Origin of the sequence: Sphingomonas sp. AP4-R1 (assembly GCF_013113735.1) — a bacterium.
Taxonomy (GTDB): Bacteria; Pseudomonadota; Alphaproteobacteria; order Sphingomonadales; family Sphingomonadaceae; genus Sphingomonas_I.
In genome coordinates this window covers 4,187,025-4,206,370 of the sequence record NZ_CP053346.1, presented here as the reverse complement: position 1 = coordinate 4,206,370, position 19,346 = coordinate 4,187,025, and the positions used below count along the sequence as shown (strand labels likewise).

Sequence of the window (19,346 nt, the reverse complement as noted above, 5' to 3'; positions counted from 1 at the left end):
GTCGCGTTCGGCCTTACATCGAATGGCCGTGCGACATGTCCATATGGCTCTCCGACGCGGCGGCGGGCATGTCGCCGGCGACGCGGCGCATCAGGGCGATCTCCTCGGCCTGCTTCTGGACGATGTTGCGGGCCAGCTCGCGCAGCTCCTCGTTCTTGCCATATTTCAGCAGCGCCTGCGCCATGTCGATCGCGCCCTGATGGTGCGGGATCATCATCAGGGCGAAATCGCGATCGACATCGCCGGTCGGCTTCACCTCCATGCCGGACATCATCGCCGCCATCGCCTTGTCGTTGGCCTTCAGATAGGCGGCCTCGGCGGGGTGCATCGCCTTGGGGGCTTCCGCGCCGGAAGAACAAGCCGCGAGTGCCAGCGTCGCCAGCACGAGCAGGCGCTGCGGGATCAGGCGGGACGGGTGGATCATGGCTTGTCCTTCGTGGAAGGGGTGGGCGTGGAAGGGGGTGGGCTGGACGGCATTCCCGGCGCCGCGACATAGGTTTTGAGGACGGCCCAGCGATCGCCGTCCTTGCCGGCGGCGGCGGCGACGCGGTCGGCCACCCAGTCCCGTGCGACCGTGTAACCCAGCGCATAGGCGCCCAACTGGTCGACGAAGCCGAGCAGAGCCTGCGGGCTGGAGACGAGCGCGTCGCGCTGGAGGGCTGCAGCAGCGGCATCGGCGGTGATCCGGCCGTCGCGGTAATCGCGCAGGATCGGCGCGGTGGCCGGCGCCAGCACGTCGATCAGCGCGCGGACCTTCTCGAACCTGGCGGCGTCGGTGGCCGGGAAACCGGCCAGCGGAAACAGGACGTCCCGCTCGAAGGCGAGCCGGTCGGCAGGGGGGAAAGCGAGGTCCACGCCATAATTGGCCGCGCCCTCGCGGAACATGGAATCGGGCGAGCGAAGCAGCACCACGCGCTCCTCGATCGGGAGCCCGTTGGGCCGCGCCGCCAGCGTCTGCATCACGAACTGCGCATGATGGCCGGGATAGGCCTCATGGCAGGCGACATCGATCGCCGATCCCAGGAAGGCTACCGCCTGGGGATTGATCTGCAGCTGGCTGTGATAGTTGCCACGGTAGCGATGCCAGGCGGCGTCGACGCTGGTGGTCCACTCGACATCGACGCGCTCGGTCGAGGGCAACGGCCAATGCGCGCGCGTGCGACGGCGGCATTCCCCGAGGGCGCGATCGAAGAGGGCCTCGCGCTTGTCCTCGGGGATCACATAGCGCGCGCGAAACGCGTCGACCCGTGCCGCGAGCGGGCCGCGACCGGGCAGGAGTCGGCCGAGTTCGGCGACAGCGCGGGCCATGGCCGCTGCGTCGACCGGTGCCGGATCGATCCCGTAGACGCGCCTGGCTTCTTCATCGAACGAGAGGCTGCGCGGTTTCTGGATCGTGCCGATCAGCGCCTGCAGGTGGGCGACGCGGCTGGCGAGGCGGGTGCGGCGCGGTGTGACGGGGCCGGGATCGGCGGCGATATCGACGGCGAGCGTCGTCAGGTCGCGCTGGAGATCGTCCAGCGACGGCACCTTGGCATCGGCCTTGGGGCGCAGGGAATCCGGGCCGAAATAGGCATCGACCTCCTTCTCGTCGGTCTGGCCGAAGGCGAGGGCGAGTTCCACGAAGCGTCGCGCCTGCGCCTCGACCGGATCGGCGGGAGCGAGCGGCGAGGGCACGCCCAGCCGGAACGCGGCGAGCACCGCGAGCAGCAGCAGGACCACGCCTGCGACGATGACAACCCGACGTTGGTTCATGCGGCGCGGGGGGAGGGCGAACTGGCTCGCCAAGGTTCGCGCTCCCCTTATTCCAGAGCTTATTCGGTGCGGAGCGCGTCGATCGGATCGAGCAGCGAGGCGCGGCGCGCCGGATAGCTGCCGAAGACCAGACCGACGAGCGCGGAGATGCCCATCGCCAGCGCCATCGCGCCGAACGACACGCTCACCGGCCAGGCGAGCGACCAGCCGATCACGCGCGAGGCGACGAGGCCCAGCACCAGACCGATGATGCCGCCGATCACGGAGAGCGTCACCGCCTCGACCAGGAACTGCATCGCGACGTCGCTGGTATGCGCGCCGCTGGCGATGCGCAGGCCGATCTCGCGGGTCCGCTCCGTCACCGAGACGAGCATGATGTTCATGATGCCGATGCCGCCGACGATCAGCGACACGCCCGCGATCGAGGCGAGCAGGGCCGTCATCGTGTCGCTGGCATGGTCGAGCGTATCGGCCATCTCCGAGAGATTGACCTCGTCGAGCTTCGGCAGGTTGGCGAGCGCGAAGGCGGCGGCCGGGGTGTAGAGGCCCTTGGTCAGCGCCTGCGCGGCCTGCGTCTGCACGGTGAAGTCGTCGACCGAGCCCGCCGAGCCGGCCTGCGCCGAAAGGTAGGACGCGGCCTTGCCATTGCCCTGGCCGTGGCGCTGGCGAAGGATCTTCTTCACGTCCTCGCCGACGCGCGAGGCCTCGCCGGCCTTTTCGGCGGCGATCACGATCTCGCTGATATTGCCCATCTGCAGCGCCATCTGGAGCTTCTGATAGGGGATGAAGACCGAGTCCTTATGGTCTTCGGATTCGCCGGAGGTGACGCCGACGATCTCGAAGCTCTGGTCGCGGATCTGCATCGATTTGCCGACCGGGTTCGAATCCTTGCCGAACAGCTGATCGGCCAGCGCGCGGCCGATCACGGCCTGGTTCGCATTGTCCTCGAACATCTTCCCGGACTTCAGATCCCACGAATAGGCTTTCGCAAAATCGACGCCGACGCCCTCGATCTTGGCGAAGGCCTTGCTCGCGCCGACGGTGACGCTGGTGCGCGTCTGGACGGCGGGGCTGATATATTTGATGCCTTCGACGCCGTCCCTGATCGCGTTCATGTCCGCGATCGTGAGCGTATCGGCGCCGCCGCCACCCTCTTCGATGCCGACGCTCTGGCCGCCGCGCGTGTAGTTGCCCGAGTGGACGAAGACGAGCTTGGTGCCGGCCGAGCTGACCTCACCCTCGACCGAGGCGCGTGCGCCCGTGCCGAGCGCGACCATCGTGAGCACCGCCGCGACGCCGATGATCATGCCGAGCATAGTGAGCAGCGTCCGCAGCCGATTGCGGCTGAGCGAGCGGAGCGCGAGCCGGATATTGACGGGCATCAGCGCGAACATGGGAACCTCCGTTCGGGGCAGGCAGGCGTGGAGAGGAAAAAGCGCATCGTCATTCCGATTTCAGCGCGATGACGGGATCGAGCAGCGAAGCGCGCCGCGCGGGCCCGAAGCCGAAGGCGATGCCGGTGATGGCGGCCATCGCGACGGCGACGAACATCATGATCGGCGAGACGGCGGTGGCGGTGTGGAAGCCGTGTTCGGTCACGTAAAGGCCGATACTGCCGAGCGCGATGCCGATCAGCCCGCCCAGTGCCGCGAGCGTCACCGCCTCGACGAGGAACTGGACCATTACGTCCTGCGTGCGGGCGCCCAGCGCCATGCGCAGCCCGATCTCGCGGGTGCGCGCCGCCACCGACACCAGCATGATGTTCATCACGCCGATCCCGCCGACGAGCAGCGACACCGCCGCCGCGCCGCCCAGCAGGTAGGAGAAGGTGCGGCCCGCCTGACGCAGGCTCTTGGCCATCTCCTCCCACGAGGTCTGCTCGAAGCCGGCCGAGTTGGAGTGGACGGCCCGCGCGAGGCGCGGATCTGAGCCCATGCCGGGCAGCGCGCCGTTGCTCTGCGTCTCGGCGCGGAAATCGTTCGCCCAGCCCTCGCCCAGACCGTGCAGCTTGCGAAGCTCTTCGGTCACGGCCTTGTTGACCTGGGTGGTGACGCCGATCGACTGGGTGCGGATCGTGACCGTGTCATAGCTGGTACGGCCGAGCAGCGCGCCCGCCAGCTTGTTCGGCAGATAGACGGTCGGCACGACGATCGAGCTGCCCGCTTTCTCGGACGTACCGATCACGCCGACGACCTTCACCGGCTTGCCGCTCATCGGCACGGTCTTGCCGACCGCCGAGGCGTCGTCCGGCCACAGGCGCTTGGCGATGGCGGGGGTGACGAGCATCACGGGCGCGCCGCTCTCATGCTCGCCGGCGCTGGGCAGGCGGCCTTCGAGCAGCTTCCAGCCGGTCATGTCCGGCCAGGCCGCATCGAAACCGGAGACGCGCAGGATCGCGGTGGGCAGCGGCGAACCGGCATCGAGGCTGGCATTGCCCTCCATCTGTCCTGCGATCGACTTCACACCGGCAATCTTGCTCAGGGCCGCCACCTGCGCTGCGTCGATCGGCGTGGGCGGGGTCTTGAACTCGGTCTTTTTGGGCGCGGTGCTCCGGCGGCGGGCATCGACGATGGCCGCGCTCTGCGACATGTCGACATTGGCGCTGGTATCGCCATTGGCCACGACCGAGCCTTCGCCCTGTTCGCCGCCGCCGCTATCCTGCTGGCCGCTGCTGTCGATCGCGGACGGCGTGAAATTGCCGGGCTTGATCGTGATGCGCGTGGGGCCGGCGCTCTCTATCTGGCTTTCGATGCGCTGCTGCGCGCCGAGGCCGAGGCCGGAGACGATCACCACCATCGCCACGCCCACGCTCATGCCCAGCAGGGTGAGGATCGCCTGCAGCTTGTTCTGGGTGAGCGCCTTCAGCGCCATGCGGAGATTAGTGAGCATGGGGCTTGGCCTTTGCGGGGGCTTCCTTGCCGTAGACCGGGAATTGCGAGCGCGGGATCTCGATCAGATCCGAGGTGCCCTGCACGACGCTGCCGATGCGGACGACACTCTTGGGATCGGTGACGGGCTTGCTGTTGCCCATCCAGAGCGTCGAGGTCGGATCGGGCTTCATCGTCACATATTCGGTCTTCTGGCCGGGGCGATCGATCTCGACCGAAAGATCGCTGGCCGCCGTCGCGGGCAGGGCCTTGCCCGAGGCATCCATGAAATAGATCCGCACGCCGCCCTTGGGTGCCAACAGGATTTCGAGATGCGCGGTCTTGGTGGCCTTCAGGATGCCGCCGTGGGGCGCTTCGTGGATCACGCCATTGTGGGCGAAAGCGGGCGTGGCGCCCAGCATCAGGGCGGCGAGGACGGCAAGCTTGGTCTTATTCATGGCGAAGGGCCTCAATGGGATCGAGCAGGGCGGCGCGGCGCGCGGGATAGACGCTGAAGGCGATGCCCAGCAGGGCGGCCACGATCAGCGCGAGGAAAGCCGACATGGGCGAGATGGCGACGGACCATTGGAAGAAGCGCTCCAGTCCGCCCGAGGCGAACACACCGACGAGGACGCCGAGCACGCCGCCGATCAGGCAGAGCAGCAGCGCCTCCAGCACGAACTGGGTGGCGATGTCGCTGCGGCGCGCGCCGAGCGCGATGCGCAGGCCCACCTCGCGCGTGCGCTGCGTGACGGAGAGCAAAAGCAGGTTCATCACGCCGATGCCGCCGACGAGCAGCGAGATCGTCGCCACGCCCGCCAGCATCGCCAGCATGATGACGTTGGTCTTCTTGAGCGAGGCCGACATCTGCTCGATCGTCAGCTTGTCGATATCCTGAAGATTGCCGCTGATCACGCGGGCCAGTTGGGGCGGAATGCCCTTGCCGATCGCCTGCTGCGCCATCGTGGTGACGGTGAAGTCGTCCGGCGTCTCCTCGCCGATCTTGTGGCGCTTGCGGAGCAGCAGCTTCACCTCGTTGGCGAGGCGGCTGACGTCGCCGACGGAGGAGGCGGTCAGCGAGATGGTGTTGAGCTTCGAGAGATTGAGCAGGCCGTCGATCGTGGTGACGGGCACATAGACCGCGTCGAACTGATCGTCGCCCGGCGCCGGCTGGCTCGCCCAGCTGCGGCTGGAGAGGACGCCGATCACCTTGAAGGTCTGGTTCCACATCGTCGTGGTCTTGCCGACCGGGTTCACGCCCTCGCCGAACAATTTGTCGGCGACGACCTTGCCCAGCACCATCACCTGGGCCTTCTCGTCGGCATCCTGCTTGGAAAGGAAGCGGCCGTGGATGATCGACCAGCCGCTGCGGATTTCGGGCAGCGCCCATTCGGTGCCGTGATAGCGGGTGAACCACTGCTTGGTCTTGTCGTCGCCCGAGAAGATGCGGGCATTTTCATGCACGCCGGCCACGACATGCTGCACGCCCGCCATCTGCGCGACGGCCTTGGCGTCATCCACGGTCAGCGTCGCCGCCGCGCCGAGGCCCGCGCTCAGATCGCCCAGACGATCCTTGGCGGTCGGGTGATCGTGGACCGCGAGGGGATCGTCCTCATAATGGCTGGGGACGAGCAGGGTTTCGGCCGGGCTGCGGGCGGGCTCGGCCAGCGCGCCGTCGCTCGTCACATAGCCATAGGGCATTGGATAAAGGATCCGGGCGCCGCGCGGCGCCATGCGATCGGTGAAGACGCGGAAGGGCTCGGCGTTCAGCGCCACCTGCTCCAGCCGGGCGCCGAGCGGCGGCATAGGCTGCAGATCACGCGGATCCAGCGCGCCGGTATGGCCGATATTGCCGTCCGGATCGGTGCGGTCCTCCTTGGCCTTGGCATAATTGCCGGCCGTGACGACGATCAGGTTGGCACCGGCGGCGCGCAGCTGATCCTCGACAGAGGCCTGCGCGCCCCGCCCGAGCGCGAGGCTCGTGACGAGGGCGGCGACGCCGACCATCACGCCGATCATGGCGAGCGCGGTCTGCATCCGGTTGCGGAGCAGCGCGCTGAAGGCGAGCGAGATGAAGTGACGGCCGGGGATCATGATCCGGATCTTTCGTTCAGTTGGCCGTGACCATGATCTGTTCCTGCGCGATCTCCAGCGTGTTGCGCGGGGTGTTCGGTTCGTCCGACAGGATCTTGCCGTCGCGCACGGCGATGATGCGCGTGCCGTAGGCGGCGATGTCCGGCTCGTGCGTGATCAGCACGATCGTGATGCCCTTCTGCTCGCGCAGTTCCTGCAGGATCCGCATCACCTCGATCGAGGTCTTGGTATCGAGGTTGCCGGTCGGCTCGTCGGCGAGGATGAGCGTCGGCTCGTTGACGAGCGCGCGGGCGATCGCGACGCGCTGCTGCTGGCCGCCCGAAAGCTGGTTCGGGTGGTGATCGTAGCGATTTTCCAGCCCCATCGCGGCGAGCGCCTTCATCGCCCGCTCGCGTCGCTCGGCCGCCGGCATCACCGGGCGGGTGTAGAGCAGGGGAACCTCGACATTCTCCACCGCCGTGGTGCGGGGAAGCAGGTTGAAGCCCTGGAAGACGAAGCCGATCTGCTTGTTGCGGATGTCGGCCAGTTCGTCGCGCGGCAGGGAGGAAACGTCCTTGCCGTTGAGCATATATTTGCCCTCGGTCGGGCGATCGAGGCAGCCGAGGATGTGCATCATCGTCGACTTGCCGGAGCCCGACGGGCCGGTGATCGCGACGAACTCCCCTTCGCCGATCTCAAGGCTGACGCCGGCAAGCGCCTGCACGACATTGTCGCCGAGCTTGTAGGTCTTCTTGAGCCCTTGCAATGAGATGATCGACATGAGCGTACTCGCTTGGAATGAGGGACTGGGGGAGCGGCCTTAGTTTTTCTTGGCCGGCGGAGAGGCGTTGGTCATGGGGCCGTTGAGGCCCGCATAATTGTAGAGGACCGTGGCGACGGACTTCTCGGCACCGGCGATGCCGTACGTCTTGCCCTGGCCTTCGATCACATAATATTCGTTCGCCGCGTGGGCGTTGCCGCCGCTGCCGAGCATGCCGCCGACGATCGGGATGTCGAACGGCGCGCCGTTGCCGGCGAACAGATAGGCCGGCCAGTAACCGCCGCCGATGCTCTCGATCGGGGTGATCGGCGCATGGCCGATGCCGAACTGATCGAAGGCGCCATAAACGGCGCGGCCGAGATCGTTGTCCGTGCTGCGCTTGGCCCACGGCACGTCACCGACGACGTTGATCTCGACATCCTTGTAGCCGAGCTGGTCGAGATATTTGCGCAGCTTGGCGACGATGTCCGGGCCCGTCATGTTCGGCACGTAGCGGAAATTGTGCTTCGAGATGATCTGGTTGGGCAGGATCGCGCCGGAGCCGCCGGCGAACATGTTGCCGCCCCAGATGCCGTCGAGGTTCATCGACGTGCCGTAGCGCGCCATCTTCAGCATCTCGTACGGATCGTCGGAGATGAAGCGGGCGACGCCGAGGCCGTCGGCCGCCGCCTTCATGTTCACGCCCTTGGCCTGCGCGTGAAGCTCGGCCTCCTTCGCGGGCGTGAGCGGCACGATATTGTCATAGAAGCCGGGGATCAGCACATGATTGCCATCGGGCGAGACGAGCTTCGAGAGCATCTGGATATGGCGCCAGGCGGGGCTGTCGACCGAGCGCTTGTTGCCGCCATGAATATCCGAATAGACGGGCCCGCGACCCCAGCTTTTGCCGCTCGTCTTCAGCTCGACGAACACGCAGCCCTCGGAGCCCGAGAGCGTGAAGGCGGCGCCGCCCTGCTGGAAGCCGAACGTGTACATCGCGTCCGCGCCCTTGATCAGCTCGGGATGCGACGTGACGAACTTGTTGTAGCCGATGTCCATGCGCTCCTCGTCGCCCTCGGCCACGAAGATGAGGTTCACGGGCAGCTTGCCGGTGACGGCCTTGATCGACATCAGCGCATTCCACATGGCCATTTCCGGGCCCTTGGAATTGACCGCGCCGCGACCGATCAGCACCTTCTTGAACGGTGCCTGCTCGACGAGGCGGCCCTCGAACGGGGGCGCCTTCCACAGATCCGGCTGCGTCACCGGCATCGTGTCGTACATCCAGTAGATGACGAGCGTCTTCTTCGCGCCCTCGTTGCAATTCGCATAGACGACGGGATTGCCCTGCTGGCCCCACTTCGTCTTGCCGACGTCATAGACCTGCGTCTTCTGGCAGCCGAGCTGATCGAAGAAGCCCTTCACCATTTCGGCCGATTCCTGAATACCTTCACCGGTATTCGAGATCGATGGCTGCTGGATCCACTTCTGCAGATTGACGACATGCTCGTCGACGTGATTGTCGATATAGTCGTAAATCTTGGTCAGATCCGCATTGTGGACCTTCGACGTGTCGATCTTGGCGGTCTCATCGCCATAAGGGCGGATGCCGAGCTTCGGCGTGGCGCTGTCCTTGGAGGCGGTCGCGTTGCCGGTGTCGGCCCCCTTGCCGCAGGCGACCAGCGCCAGCGACAGAGTGAGCGTCGAAACGAGGGAGACGAGCTTTTTCATGAGACTTAGGATCCTCCGTCAGCGCCGGCGGCCTTTTCGGCCTTGCCGGGGATCGGGCCGTTGAGGCCGGCGAAATTGTAGAGAGCGGTGGCAACGACCTTCTCGGCGCTGGCCATGCCGAGCTGCTTGCCCGCACCCTCGATCACATACCATTCGTTGGCTGCATGGGCGTTGCCGCCGGTGCCGCCGCGCGCCGAACTGATCGGCAGATCGATGTTCGTTTCCTTGCCGGAGAAGAGATAGGCCGGCCAGTAACCGCCGCCGCCGCCGCTGGTCTGCTGGCCACCGCCGGAGGTGAAGATCTGCTGCGTGTAATCGTTGGCGCGGGCGAGATCGTTGTCGCGGTTGCGGGTGGCCCAGGGCACGTCGCCGACGACGTTGATCTCGACATCCTTGTAGCCGAGCTGATCGAGATATTTGCGCAGCTTGGCGACGATGTCCGGGCCCGTCATGTTCGGCACGTAGCGGAAGTTATGCTTCGAGATGATCTGGTTGGGCAGGATCGCGCCCGAGCCGCCGGCGAACATGTTACCGCCCCAGATGCCGTCCAGATTCATCGAGGTGCCGGTGCGCTGCATCTTGAGCTGGGTGTAGGGATCGTCCGAGATGAAGCGCGCGACGCCGAGGCGCTCGGCGGCCTTCTTCAGATCGTATGTCTCGGCGGTCTTGCGAAGCGCCGCCTCGGTTTCGGGCGAGTTGGGGACGATATTGTCGTAGAAGCCGGGGATCATCACATGATTGCCGTCCGGCGACACGAGCTTGGACAGCATCTGGATGTGACGCCAGGCGGGGCTGTCGACCGAGCGCTTGTTGCCGCCGTGAATGTCCGAATAGACGGGCCCGCGACCCCAGCTCTTGCCGCTCGTCTTCAGTTCGACGAACACGCAGCCCTCGGAGCCACCCGGACCCCAGACGCCCTCGGCGCCCTTGAACAGGTCCATATGCTTGGTCATGAACGCGTTCAGGCCGATGTCCATGCGCTCCTCGTCGCCCTCGGCCACGAAGATGAGGTTCACCGGCAGCTTGCCCGTGACGGCCTTGATCGACATGACCGCGTTGAGGAAGGTCATCTCCGGGCCCTTGGAGTTGGTCGCGCCGCGCCCGATCAGGACCTTCTTGAACGGCGCCTGCTCGACCAGACGACCCTCGAACGGCGGCGCCTTCCACAGATCGGGCTGCGTCACCGGCATCGTGTCATATTGCCAATAGACGATCAGCGTCTTCTTCGCGCCCTCGTTGCAATTCGCATAGACGACCGGATTGCCCTGCGTGCCATACTTCGTCTTGCCGACGTCGAACACCTGCGTCTTCTGGCAGCCGAGCTGATCGAAGAAGCCCTTCACCATCTCGGCCGATTCCTGAATACCTTCGCCGGTATTCGAGATGCTTGGCTGCTGGATCCACTTCTGCAGGTTCACGACATGATCGTCGATATGCGTGTCGATATAGTCGAATACCTTCGGCAGATCGGCATTCTTGATCTTCGACATGTCCGGCTTGACCGTTTCGTCGCCATAGGGACGGATGCCGAGCTTGGGGCCGGTGGAGTCCTTCGAAGCCGTGGCGTTGCCGCCGTCACTGCTCTTGCCGCACGCCACGAGCGCCAGCGCGAGCGCCGCCGTGACCGACATCTTCGCCATCATCTTCATCAGAACCCCCGTTCCTATTCTGCGGCCATCGATCGCAGGCGGGATGCGCCTGCGATCGTGACCCGATCGAAGAAAGAAAGCTGCGTCACGAACCCGAAGCGGCGGCCGCAGCCGGAGCGGCGGTCGGCTTCTTGTCGCCCGCCGGCGGTGCGACCGGAGCGACCGGCACCGGGCCGTTGAGGCCGGCATAGCTGTAGAGCGCGGTGGCGATCAGCTTTTCGGAGCTGGCCATGCCGAGCTGCTTGCCCGAGCCCTCGATCGCATACCATTCGTTCGCGGCGTGGGCGTTGCCGCCGGCACCACCGCGCGCGGTGTTGATCGGCAGATCGATGTTGGTGCCCTTGCCGGCGAAGACATAAGCCGGCCAGTAACCGCCGCCGCCGCCCGAGAAGGGGCCGCCGCCGCCGCCGAGGCCGAACACCGACTGGCTGTAGGAATTGGCGCGGAACAGATCATTGTTGTTGTCGCGCTTGGCCCACGGCACATCGCCGACGACGTTGATCTTCACGTCCTTATAGCCGAGCTGATCGAGATATTTCCGCAGCTTGGCGACGATATCGTCGCCCGTCATGTTCGGCTGGTACCGGAAATTGTGTTTCGAGGTGATCTTGTTCGGCAGGATCGCGCCCGAGCCGCCGGCGAACATGTTGCCGCCCCAGATGCCGTCGAGGTTCATCGACGTGCCCGAGCGCAGCATCTTGAGGACCTCATAAGGATCGTCCGAGATGAAGCGCGTCAGGCCGGCATTCTTGGCCGCCTGCTTCAGATCAAAATTGGCGGCGGCCTTGTGGAAGGCGGCATCCTGCTCCGGCGTCGGCGGCAGGAGATCGTCGTAGAAGCCGGGGATCATCACGTGGTTGCCGTCCGGCGACACCATCTTGGAGAGCATCGTGATGTGGCGCCAGGCCGGGCTGTCGACGGCGAGCTTCATCACGCCGTGGACGTCCGAATAATCCGGGCCGCGGCCCCAATCGTGGCCGCTGGTCGTCAGCTCGACGAACACGCAGCCTTCCGAACCGCCGGGACCCCAGACGCCGTCCGCGCCCTTGAACAGGTCCTGATGGTCGGTCATGAACTTGTTGAGGCCGATGTCCATGCGCTCCTCGTCGCCTTCGGCCACGAAGATCAGGTTCACCGGCAGCTTGCCGGTGACGGCCTTGATCGACATGACGGCGTTCAGGAACGTCATTTCGGGGCCCTTGGAGTTGGTCGCGCCGCGACCGATCAGGACCTTCTTGAACGGAGCCTGCTCGACCAGGCGGCCTTCGAACGGCGGGGCCTTCCACAGGTCGGGCTGGGTGACCGGCATCGTGTCATATTGCCAGTAGACGATCAGCGTCTTCTTCGCGCCTTCGTCGCACTTGCCGTACACGACCGGATTGGCCTGCGAGCCCCACTTGGTCTTGCCCGGCTCATAGACCTTGGTGGTCTGGCAGCCGAGCTGGTCGAAGAAGCCCTTCACCATCTCGGCCGATTCCTGAATACCTTCGCCGGTATTCGAAATGGACGGCTGCTGGATCCACTTCTGCAGGTTCACGACATGATCGTCGATATGCTTGTCGACATAGTCGAAGATCTTGGGGAGATCGGCATTCTTGATCTTCGACATGTCCGGCTTGACCGTCTCGTCGCCATAAGGGCGGATGCCGAGCTTGGGGCCGGAGCTTTCGGCGCTGGCGCTGGCATTGCCCTTTTCGCCGTCGCTCTTGCCGCAGGCGGCGAGGGCGAGCGCGAGCGCTGCTGTGACCGAGAGCTTCGTGATCATCTTCATGGAGGAGGCCTTCTTCATAAAATCAGTTCTTCGCAGCCGGGGCGGCGGGCTTGTCGCTCGACGGGATCGGCCCGTTGAGGCCGGCGTAATTGTAGAGGGCGGTGACGGCGATCTTCTCGGCGCTGGCCATGCCGAGCTGGCTGCCCGCGCCCTCGATCGCATACCATTCGTTCGCCGCATGGGCGTTGCCGCCCGTGCCGCCGCGCACCGCGCTGATCGGGATGTCGATGTTCGTCTCGCGGCCGGAGAAGAGATAGGCGGGCCAGTAACCGCCGCCGCCGCCCGCCAGCATGATGCTGTCCGTATTGCCGCTGGCCGGCGCCGGCATCCCGAAGATGGTCTGCGTATAGGCGTTGGCGCGCGAGAGATCGTTGTTCGTGTTGCGCTTGGCCCACGGCACGTCGCCGACGACATTGATCTCGACATCCTTGTAGCCGAGCTGGTCGAGATATTTGCGCAGCTTGGCGACGATGTCCGGACCGGACATGTTCGGCACGTAACGGAAGTTATGCTTGGAGATGATCTGGTTGGGCAGGATCGCGCCCGAGCCGCCGGCGAACATGTTGCCGCCCCAGATGCCGTCGAGGTTCATCGACGTGCCCATCCGCGCCATCTTCAGCTGCGTATAGGGATCGTCCGAGATGAAGCGGGCGACGCCGAGATTGGCGGCAGCCCTCTTGAGGTCATAGGTCTTCGCCGTCTTGCGAAGCATCGCGTCTTCTTCGGCGCTCGGCGGGACGATATTGTCGTAGAAGCCGGGGATCAGCACCGTATTGCCGTCCGGCGAGACGAGCTTCGAGAGCATCTGGATGTGACGCCAGGCGGGGCTGTCGACCGAGCGCTTGTTGCCGCCGTGAATGTCCGAATAGACAGGCCCGCGACCCCAGCTCTTGCCGCTCGTCTTCAGCTCGACGAACACGCAGCCTTCCGAGCCGCCGCCGCCCCAGAGCGCGTCCGCGCCCTTGAACAGGTCCTGATGCTCGGTCATGAACTTGTTGAGGCCGACGTCCATGCGCTCCTCGTCGCCCTCGGCCACGAAGATGATGTTGACGGGCAGCTTGCCCGATACCGCCTTGATCGAAAGCAGGGCGTTGAAGAAGGTCATCTCCGGGCCCTTGGAGTTGGTCGCGCCGCGCCCGATCAGGACCTTCTTGAACGGCGCCTGCTCGACCAGACGACCCTCGAACGGCGGGGCCTTCCACAGATCGGGCTGCGTCACCGGCATCGTGTCATATTGCCAGTAGACGACGAGCGTCTTCTTCGCGCCTTCGTCGCACTTGGCGTAGACGACCGGATTCGCCTGCGATCCCCATTTGGTCTTGCCGGGCTCGAACACCTGGCTCTTCTGGCAGCCGAGCTGATCGAAGAAGCCCTTCACCATTTCGGCCGATTCCTGAATACCTTCGCCGGTATTCGAGATGGACGGCTGCTGGATCCACTTCTGCAGATTCACGACATGATCGTCGATATGGCTGTCGATATAATCGTAGATCTTGGGAATGTCCGGATTCTTGATCTTGGACATGTCGATCTTCACGGTCTCGTCGCCGTGCGGGCGGATGCCCAGCTTGGGGCCGGAGGATTCCTTGGAGGCCGTCGCGTTGCCCGTCTCGCTGCCCTTGCCGCAACCGGCAAGGCTGGCCGCGAGGCTGAGGGCCACCGGCATCCACAGCAATGATCTCGCCTTCTTCCCCATTCCAGCCCCCAGGATGATTGATCAGATTTCGATGCGATGCGCGGGCGGACACATGAGGCCCATGGGACGGACCGGTCGGCCGCCCGCGCGAAGAGAAGGGAGCCGACAAGCGGCGCGGGTCGCTTCCCGGCGAAGCGAGGATATCGGAAAGACGCGCCGGTCGCCCACGATCAGCGCAGCCGCGATCCGGGCGCGACGCGGAGGCTGGGCGCCTCCCGGGAGGGGAGCGCGGTGAGGCGGCTTCTGACCAGCAATGCGCGCGACATCGGACCCTCCATCAAGGAAGCTGCTCGCCTTTTCGATATCCCCACCACCCCGAACGGGAGCCCCGACGCCGCGCGCCATCGATGAGCGAGCGGCTTTTCTTGTCGGGGGATCGTAACGGGAATCAGCTTGCGGTTCCCGGCTTATTTGAGCGCACTAAACGATTTGTCGGCAGGCTTTCCAACAATTCTCCGGATAGTACGCTTTTTTTCGTCACAAACGGGTGCGATCGTTTGGTAAGGTGAATCGCAGTGCGGATTTTTCGAAGCTTATCGGCTTCGTTGAAGGGAAAACGTCCGAAAGGGCCTTATTCCGGCATTTTTCGGTCAATTTTGACGCTCTCGACGAACGACATGCGTTTCATGACGATATTCCGGGCGGTCGTCCAGCTGGCCGAGCCGGGGGCGATTTCGTCCATATGGCCGTCGCCGGGCACGACGATGCGACGGATGCCGGCGTTGCCGACGCGTGCGGCATAGGCTTCGGCCGCATCCGGCGGCGCGATGCCGTCGCCAATGCCGTTGATCAGGAGGATCGGGATGGTCGGCTGCGGCAGGCGCGCGGGGGAGGTGTCGGCGAAGGGATCGCGCCGGTGCTCCGTATCCACGAGCTGCAGGACGGACTCGGCGCGGCAGGTGTCGCCCGGCGGTGCGGCGGCGGCCTCGAGATCGGGCAGGCCGCCGAGACTGACGACGGCGGCGATCGGGAGCGGGGCGGGGCCGTGAAGGGGGCTCGTGGGGGCGATGTCGGGCCGTGCCGCCAGCCACAAGGCGAGATGCCCGCCCGCCGAATGGCCGATCGCCATGACGGGAGCGGTGCGGAGCCGGTAGCGGGCGCCTTCCCGTGCGAGCAGATCGGCCGCTGCCGCGACATCGCGGAATGTGCCCGGATAGCCGCCGCCCGGTCGATCGATCCCGCGATATTCGATGTTCCACACCGCGATGCCGTGCGCGCGCAGATCGGCGGCGGCACGGTCCATGATGTCGGCGGTGGCGACGTGGGTGCGCCAGCAGCCGCCATGGATCATCAGCACGACGGGGAAGGGGCCCTTGCCCTCGGGCCGCCACAGATCGACATGCTGGAGCGGATCGGCGCCATAAGCGATCCGCTCCGGCCGCGCGCCCGCCGCCGCCGCCCTGCACCCCGCGATTGCGCCCAGGCTCAGCAGCAGGAGGGGCAGGGCGCGGCGGATCATTTGATGATCTTGGCGAGCCCCCGCGAAAGCTGCAACGCGCCGTTGAGCCGGCCTTCCGCATTCGGCCAGTCGCGCTGGATCACCAGCTTGCTGTCCGGACGCAGCTTGGCGGTGCCCTTCAGCCGCTGCACATAGGCGATCAGCCCTTCCAGATCGGGGAACTGATCCTCGAAGAAGGTGACAAGCGCGCCCTTGGGACCCACATCCAGCTTGGCGATGCAGGCCTTGCGGCAGTTGAGCTTCGTCTCGATCACGATCAGCAGATTCTTGGTCGCCTCGGGCAGCGGACCGAAGCGATCGATCATCTCGGCCGCGAACGCCTCGATGCCCTGCTTGTCCTCGATCTCGTTCAGGCGGCGATAGAGACCCATGCGGAGATCCAGATCGGGCACATATTCGTCCGGGATCATGATCGGCGCATCGACGCTGATCTGCGGCGAGAATTCGCGGCTGCGCGCCGCTTCCGCGAGGCCGCCCGCCTTGGCGTCGACGATCGCCTCCTCCAGCATCGACTGGTAGAGTTCGAAGCCGACTTCCTTGATGTGGCCCGATTGCTCGTCGCCCAGCAGATTGCCCGCGCCGCGAATGTCGAGATCGTGGCTGGCGAGCTGGAAGCCCGCACCCAGCGTATCGAGGTTCGAGAGGATGTGGAGGCGCTTCTCGGCCGTCTCGGTGATCTGCCGGTTGGGTGGCGTCGTGAGATAGGCGTAGGCGCGCGTCTTCGAGCGGCCGACGCGACCCCGGATCTGATAGAGCTGGGCGAGGCCGAAGCGATCGGCGCGGTGGACGATCATCGTGTTGGCCGACGGAATATCCAGCCCGCTCTCGATGATCGTGGTGGAGACGAGCACCTCGAACTTCTTGTCGTAGAAAGCGGACATGCGCTCTTCCACCTCGCCCGCCGCCATCTGGCCGTGGGCGGTGACGTAGCGCACCTCGGGCACTTCCTTGCGGAGGAATTCCTCGATGTCGGGCAGGTCGGCCACGCGCGGGGCGATGAAGAAGCTCTGGCCGCCGCGATAATGTTCGCGCAGCAAGGCCTCGCGGATCACGACCGGATCCCACGGCGCCACATAGGTGCGCACGGCGAGGCGATCGACCGGCGGCGTCTGGATCACCGACAATTCGCGCAGGCCCGACATCGCCATCTGCAGCGTGCGCGGGATCGGCGTGGCGGTGAGCGTCAGCTGGTGGACGTCGGTCTTGAGCGCCTTCAGTCGCTCCTTGTGGGTCACGCCGAAGCGCTGTTCCTCGTCGACGATGACGAGGCCGAGCCGCTTGAACTCGATCCCCTTCGCCAGAAGCGCGTGCGTGCCGATCACGATATCGATCGTGCCGTCGGCGAGGCCCTCCTTGGTGCGCTTGGCTTCGGCGGTGCCGACGAGGCGGGAGAGGCGCCCGATCTGCATCGGGAAGCCGCGGAAGCGCTCCTCGAAATTGGTGAAATGCTGGCGCGCGAGAAGCGTGGTGGGGCAGACGACCGCCACCTGCATGCCCGCCATCGCCGCGACGAAGGCCGCGCGCAACGCCACCTCGGTCTTGCCGAAGCCCACGTCGCCGCAGACCAGCCGGTCCATCGGCTTGCCCGCTCCCAGATCGTCGAGCGTGTCGCCGATCGCGCGATCCTGATCGTCGGTCTCCTGATAGGGGAAGCGATCGACGAACGCGTTATAGGCCGCATCCGGTACGGCGGCATCGGCGGAGCGCAGCGCGCGCAGCGCGGCGGTGGCGATCAGCTCACCCGCAATCTCGCGGATGCGCTCCTTCATCTTCGCCTTGCGACGCTGCCAGGCCTCGCCGCCCAATTTGTCGAGCGTGCCGCCTTCCTCCGCGCCGTAGCGCGACAGGACTTCGAGATTTTCGACGGGGACGTAGAGCTTGTCGCCGCCCGCATAGGACAGCGCCACGCAATCGTGCGGCACCTTGCTGACGGGGATCTGCGTCAGTCCCTCGTAGCGGCCGATGCCGTGATCGGCATGGACGACGAGATCGCCGGGCGAGAGCGTCGCCAGTTCGGCGAGGAAGGCGTCGGCCGACTTGCGGCGCTTCTGGCGGCGGACGAGCCTGGCGCCCAGCATGTCCTGCTCGGTCAGCAGCGCGACGTCGGGCGTGGTGAAGCCGTGGTCGAGCGGAAGCACGGCGAGCGCGGTGGTTCCGGGCGTGAAGGCGCGGCCGAGCGCGTCCTGCCAATCCTCGGCATACATGGCCGCGGTCAGCCCATGTTCTTCCAGCAGGCCCTTCAGCCGCTCGCGCGCGCCGACCGAATAGCTCGCCAGCACCACCTTGCGCTTGGTGAGCGCCATCTTGCCGAGATGCTCGACCACCGCGTCATAGACGTTCGCATTCTGCGCGCGCTCGGGCGCGAAATCGCGCGCGGGATCGACGCCCAGATCGATCACGCGATCACTGTCCGGCTCGTGGAACGGCGTGACGAGGTGGATCGGGCGATCCTTCACCGCGTCGGTCCATTCGCGCTGCATCAGATAGAGATCGGACGGCGCGAGCGGGCGATAGCTGCCCGGATCACCCTTCAGCGCGCGGACGCGATTCTGGTGATAATCCTGCACCGCCTCGAACCGTGCCTCGGCGGCGCCGTCCGCACCCGCATCGCGGATGATCAGGTCGTCGGGCGACAGATGGTCGAGCAACGTCGCCAGCCGCTCTTCGAACAAAGGCAGCCAATGCTCCATGCCTGCGAGACGCCGCCCCTCGGACACCGCCTGATAGAGCGGGTCCCCGGTGGCGTTCGCGCCGAACTTCTCGCGATAGCGCGTGCGAAAGCGCTTGATGCTGTCCGCATCCAGCAAGGCCTCGGACGCGGGCAGGAGCGTGAAGCCGTCGATCTTCGCGGTGGTGCGCTGATCGTCGGGCGAGAATTGGCGCAGGCTTTCGATCTCGTCGCCGAAGAAATCGAGGCGCAGCGCGAGGCTCTCGCCCGACGGGAACAGATCGACGAGGCCGCCGCGCACCGCATATTCGCCGGCTTCGTGGACCGTGTCGGTGCGGACATAGCCATTGGCCTGCAGCAGTTCGGCCAGCGCATCGCGATCGATCCGCTCGCCCGGCGCCAGCGTCGCGGCCAATTGGCGGATGCGGAAGGCGGTCAGCGTGCGCTGCGTGATCGCGTTGGCCGTCGTGACGAGCAGTTGCGGCCCATCCGCCTTGCGCTGGAGCGCGTGGAGCCCGGCCAGCCGCTCGGAGGTCGCGCGCAGCGAGGGCGAGGCGCGATCATAGGGCAGGCAGTCCCATGCGGGGAAGCCGATCGTCTCCACTTCGGGCGCGAAATAGCGTGCGGCGTCCGCCACGGCGCGCATGCCCGTCTCGTCCGGCGCGATGAAGACGGCGCGGCCGCCCTTGCCGTTCTTCGCGGCGGCGCGTGCGAGATCGGCCATCAGCCACGGCAGGAACCCCGCCGGCGCGCCCGCGAGCGTCAGCGCCTCGCCGGCCTTCAGGATGCGCGAGAGATCGGTCATGCGGCCTTCTTCTCCCCTCCCGTCTGCGGGAGGGGGTGGGGGTGGGCAGTCGACGATGATGGCAGGCGATGCGCTATCGAGAGGGCGGGCTGGCCCACCCCCGACCCCTCCCGCA

13 protein-coding genes are annotated in these 19,346 nt (G+C 65.9%); all 13 read right to left on the bottom strand.

Annotated elements, in window-relative coordinates:
- Positions 1 to 13 precede the first annotated feature (13 nt).
- The 13 genes from HL653_RS19210 to mfd all read right to left on the bottom strand — a co-directional run bounded on the left by HL653_RS19210 (position 14) and on the right by mfd (position 19,231).
- Entirely contained in the window at positions 14 to 424 is a 411-nt protein-coding gene (locus HL653_RS19210) for a DUF305 domain-containing protein (protein ID WP_171745934.1), read from the bottom strand.
- A complete protein-coding gene (locus HL653_RS19205; protein ID WP_171745933.1) occupies positions 421 to 1,785 on the bottom strand; it encodes a hypothetical protein in 1,365 nt (454 codons plus the stop codon). The genes HL653_RS19210 and HL653_RS19205 overlap by 4 nt, the downstream gene beginning before the upstream one ends.
- Before the next feature lie 26 nt (positions 1,786 to 1,811).
- Positions 1,812 to 3,146 carry an ABC transporter permease gene (locus tag HL653_RS19200; RefSeq protein ID WP_171745932.1) on the bottom strand — a complete coding sequence of 445 codons (1,335 nt, stop codon included), beginning with the start codon at positions 3,144 to 3,146 and terminating at the stop codon, positions 1,812 to 1,814.
- A 49-nt stretch (positions 3,147 to 3,195) separates the two neighbouring features.
- Entirely contained in the window at positions 3,196 to 4,641 is a 1,446-nt protein-coding gene (locus tag HL653_RS19195; RefSeq protein WP_171745931.1) for an ABC transporter permease, read from the bottom strand.
- Positions 4,631 to 5,077: a hypothetical protein gene (locus HL653_RS19190; RefSeq protein ID WP_171745930.1), complete on the bottom strand. Its 447-nt coding sequence runs from the start codon at positions 5,075 to 5,077 to the stop codon at positions 4,631 to 4,633. The genes HL653_RS19195 and HL653_RS19190 overlap by 11 nt, the downstream gene beginning before the upstream one ends.
- Complete coding sequence (locus tag HL653_RS19185; protein WP_171745929.1) at positions 5,070 to 6,713, bottom strand: ABC transporter permease; 1,644 nt, start codon at positions 6,711 to 6,713, stop codon at positions 5,070 to 5,072. The genes HL653_RS19190 and HL653_RS19185 overlap by 8 nt, the downstream gene beginning before the upstream one ends.
- Positions 6,714 to 6,729: 16 nt before the next feature.
- Positions 6,730 to 7,473 (bottom strand): ABC transporter ATP-binding protein, encoded by a 744-nt coding sequence (locus HL653_RS19180; RefSeq protein WP_301337934.1) that lies wholly within the window; start codon positions 7,471 to 7,473, stop codon positions 6,730 to 6,732.
- Positions 7,474 to 7,512: 39 nt separating this feature from the next.
- Positions 7,513 to 9,183, bottom strand: a complete 1,671-nt coding sequence (locus tag HL653_RS19175) for a M20/M25/M40 family metallo-hydrolase (RefSeq protein WP_171745928.1) — start codon at positions 9,181 to 9,183, stop codon at positions 7,513 to 7,515.
- 5 nt (positions 9,184 to 9,188) lie between these two features.
- The gene (locus tag HL653_RS19170) at positions 9,189 to 10,832 is read right to left on the bottom strand and encodes a M20/M25/M40 family metallo-hydrolase (protein WP_171745927.1); all 1,644 of its coding nucleotides are present in this window, start codon (positions 10,830 to 10,832) and stop codon (positions 9,189 to 9,191) included.
- Between the two features lie 85 nt (positions 10,833 to 10,917).
- Complete coding sequence (locus HL653_RS19165; protein WP_171745926.1) at positions 10,918 to 12,603, bottom strand: M20/M25/M40 family metallo-hydrolase; 1,686 nt, start codon at positions 12,601 to 12,603, stop codon at positions 10,918 to 10,920.
- A gap of 22 nt (positions 12,604 to 12,625) precedes the next feature.
- Positions 12,626 to 14,299 carry a M20/M25/M40 family metallo-hydrolase gene (locus HL653_RS19160; protein WP_171745925.1) on the bottom strand — a complete coding sequence of 558 codons (1,674 nt, stop codon included), beginning with the start codon at positions 14,297 to 14,299 and terminating at the stop codon, positions 12,626 to 12,628.
- Between the two features lie 571 nt (positions 14,300 to 14,870).
- On the bottom strand, positions 14,871 to 15,758 hold the full coding sequence (locus tag HL653_RS19155) for a S9 family peptidase (protein WP_171745924.1): 888 nt from the start codon (positions 15,756 to 15,758) through the stop codon (positions 14,871 to 14,873).
- Complete coding sequence (mfd, locus tag HL653_RS19150) at positions 15,755 to 19,231, bottom strand: transcription-repair coupling factor (RefSeq protein ID WP_171745923.1); 3,477 nt, start codon at positions 19,229 to 19,231, stop codon at positions 15,755 to 15,757. Before mfd ends, HL653_RS19155 begins: the two co-directional genes overlap by 4 nt.
- Positions 19,232 to 19,346 lie beyond the last annotated feature (115 nt).

Coding starts and splice junctions, on each gene's coding strand:
- HL653_RS19210 (WP_171745934.1), bottom strand. CDS start 424: ATGATCCACCCGTCCCGCCTGATCCCGCAGCGCCTGCTCGTGCTGGCG.
- HL653_RS19200 (WP_171745932.1), bottom strand. CDS start 3,146: ATGTTCGCGCTGATGCCCGTCAATATCCGGCTCGCGCTCCGCTCGCTC.
- HL653_RS19195 (WP_171745931.1), bottom strand. CDS start 4,641: ATGCTCACTAATCTCCGCATGGCGCTGAAGGCGCTCACCCAGAACAAG.
- HL653_RS19190 (WP_171745930.1), bottom strand. CDS start 5,077: ATGAATAAGACCAAGCTTGCCGTCCTCGCCGCCCTGATGCTGGGCGCC.
- HL653_RS19185 (WP_171745929.1), bottom strand. CDS start 6,713: ATGATCCCCGGCCGTCACTTCATCTCGCTCGCCTTCAGCGCGCTGCTC.
- HL653_RS19180 (WP_301337934.1), bottom strand. CDS start 7,473: ATGTCGATCATCTCATTGCAAGGGCTCAAGAAGACCTACAAGCTCGGC.
- HL653_RS19175 (WP_171745928.1), bottom strand. CDS start 9,183: ATGAAAAAGCTCGTCTCCCTCGTTTCGACGCTCACTCTGTCGCTGGCG.
- HL653_RS19170 (WP_171745927.1), bottom strand. CDS start 10,832: ATGAAGATGATGGCGAAGATGTCGGTCACGGCGGCGCTCGCGCTGGCG.
- HL653_RS19165 (WP_171745926.1), bottom strand. CDS start 12,603: ATGAAGATGATCACGAAGCTCTCGGTCACAGCAGCGCTCGCGCTCGCC.
- HL653_RS19160 (WP_171745925.1), bottom strand. CDS start 14,299: ATGGGGAAGAAGGCGAGATCATTGCTGTGGATGCCGGTGGCCCTCAGC.
- HL653_RS19155 (WP_171745924.1), bottom strand. CDS start 15,758: ATGATCCGCCGCGCCCTGCCCCTCCTGCTGCTGAGCCTGGGCGCAATC.
- mfd (WP_171745923.1), bottom strand. CDS start 19,231: ATGACCGATCTCTCGCGCATCCTGAAGGCCGGCGAGGCGCTGACGCTC.